General features: G+C 74.3%; 1 protein-coding gene and 1 pseudogene. One reads left to right on the top strand and one right to left on the bottom strand.

The window, feature by feature from the left end; all coding sequences use genetic code 11:
* Window positions 1–900, bottom strand: a 900-nt coding sequence (locus GQS09_RS27895) for a serine/threonine-protein kinase (protein WP_165990298.1), incomplete at its 3' end; no start/stop codon positions are given.
* A 136-nt stretch (window positions 901–1,036) separates the two neighbouring features.
* Between GQS09_RS27895 and GQS09_RS27900 the strand changes: the two are divergent.
* A pseudogene (locus tag GQS09_RS27900) lies at window positions 1,037–2,541 on the top strand (hypothetical protein); the annotation flags it as partial.

Here is a 2,541-nt window from a genome sequence, read left to right on the forward strand (position 1 = left end):
CCGGCCGGGCGGCGGCGTGGCGGCCGGGGCGCCGTGCGCGGCGTCGCCGTCACCGGCGGCCAGCGCGCGCAGCATGTCCCGGACGCCGGCGGCGTCCTGCGGGCGCTTCTCGGGCCGCTTGGCCAGCAGCCGCAGCACCAGTTCGTCCACGGACTCCGGGACGTGCGGGGCCAGGCTGCTGGGCGGCTGCGGCATCTCGTGCACCTGCTGGTAGAGCAGCTGCATCATGGTGGAGCCGGGCGGGAACACGGTGCGCCCGGTGAGCAGCGCGAACAGCACACAGCCGAGGGCGTAGAGGTCGGTGCGGGCGTCCACGGCGCCGGCCACGCACTGTTCCGGGGCCATGTAGTCGGGGGTGCCGATCACCATGCCGGTGGCGGTGATCTCGCTGCGCTGCCGGGCGCCGAGCGCCTCGGCGAACCGGGCGATGCCGAAGTCCAGCAGTTTCACCGAGTTCTGCGCGGTGATCATGATGTTGCCGGGCTTGAGATCGCGGTGCACGATGTCCACGCCGGGCGCGTGGGCGGCGGCCAGCGCGTCGGCGACCTGCGCACCCCACTCCAGGGCCTGCCGCATCTCGGGCACCCCGTCGCGGAGCACCTCGGCCAGTGAGCGGCCGGGCACCAGCTCCATCACCAGCAGCACGGCCGGGCCGCCGCCGAACTCGCCGTGCAGGATGTCGTGGACGGTGACGATGTGCGGGTGGGCGAGCCGGGCGATGGCGGTGGCCTCCCGCTCCAGGCGGCGGACGAGTTCGCTGTCGTCGCCCTCGGTGGCCGTCTTGAGGGCAACATCCCGGCCCAGCCGCTCGTCGTGGGCCTGCCAGACCTGGCCCATGCCGCCCTCGCCGAGCTTGCGCACCAGTCGGTAACGCCCGTGCAGGACCTCTCCGGCTGCCATCCTCGCCCCCGTCACCGTCGTCCGCTCCGCGCAGAAGCGTCACCGCGCGGGCATAGGATCGCACAATCATCAACGGGCTGACGGGATGTGCCGGACACCGGTCCGGCGCACCGGCGGGGACGGCCGGAGGGGATCGATGGGCACACAGGTCCGGGGGCGGAGACGGATTTCCCTGCTGCTGGCGGCGGTGCTCCTGCCGCTGCTGCTGGGACTGCTCGCCGCGCCGCCCGCGCACGCCGCCTCCCAGCTCGACGAGGCCGCGGAGGCGCTCTCCGGCCCCGGGGTGTGGGTGGGCGACGGCTTCGAGCGCATCGGCCCCGACATGGTGGCCCTGATGCGGGCCCGCTACGCGCGCGCCCAGACCCCGATCCGGGTGGCGCTGCTGAGCGGCGAGGAGGTCGCCGACGGCGCCGCCGCGGCCCGGGAGCTGGCGCAGAAGGTCGGCAAGCCCGGCCTCTACGTCGTCCATGCCGAGTGGCCGAACCCGACCGAGGACTATCCGAACTCCACCGACGGCTACTACGCCACCGGCATCGACGTCACCGAGGACCAGCTCTTCGACGAGGACATCGCCCACGTGGGCATCGGTGACGGGAACTTCCTGCTCGGCGTGGCCGACGCCATGGACCAGGACCTCACCGCCCGGGTGCCCACGGATTTCGGCGAGGGGCGGTTCCTGGTGGACCCCGCGGTCACCGAGGCGTTCCCCGAGCTGACCCCCGAACTGCTGGAGACCACCTTCGCCGACGTGCCCAGGCTCCGGGTGGCCCTGGTCTCCGGCTTCGGCGGCGACCAGGACGCCATTGCCGCGACCATGGCCGGGGACCTGGGCGAGGGCGGGGCGATGGCCCTGATCCAGTGGTACGACGACGACTTCTCGGTGAACATCGGCACCGGCCCCGGGCTGCCGTCGGTGGACGCGCTGGAATCCGTGGTGGCGGGCACCGGCATCGCCGAGGTGACCCCGGCCGAACTCCCGGGCGGCCTGGCCCGGCTGGCGGCGGCGCTGGGTCCGCAGATCACCGAGGTGGCCGCCGAGGGCCTCGAGGAGACGGCGGTCTATGTGCATCCCACCGTCATGGACGGCGAGACCGGGCAGGAGCAGATCGACGCCTATGCCCAGTCCCTGGCGAGCGCCGACCCGCCGGCGCGGGTGGCGTTCCTGCCGGCCGATGTGGCCGAGGCGCACCTCGGGCTGGACGCGCTGACCGACAACACCACGGTGGCCCGGCACATCGCCGGCGACGGCCGGGGAACGCAGAACCTGGCGGTGTACCTGGTCGACCCCGAGTACGGCCGGGTGCACTGGCTGTCGGTGACCGGCGGCGAGGACTTCGTCTCCGCGGCCGAGTTCTCCCGGGTGGCCGGGCAGCCGTATGTCTCCGCCACGCTGGACATTCTGGCCGAGCGGCTGGGGCTGGACGAGCCGCGGCCGCCGCAGGACGGCTCGGACGGCGGAACGGACACCGGCGGCGGTGGCGGCGGCGGTGCCGCCGAGGAGGACGGCGTCCCCGCCGGGCCGGACGTGCTGCCGGCCTGGATTCCGGCCGCCGCGGCCCTGGCCGCGGTGGTCGCCGTGCTGCTCGTGGCGGTACGGCTGTCGCTGCGGCACCGCAGGGGGCTGCTGGCCCGGCGGGCGAG

The organism is Streptomyces sp. YIM 98790 (assembly GCF_011421595.1).
GTDB lineage: Bacteria > Actinomycetota > Actinomycetes > Streptomycetales > Streptomycetaceae > Streptomyces.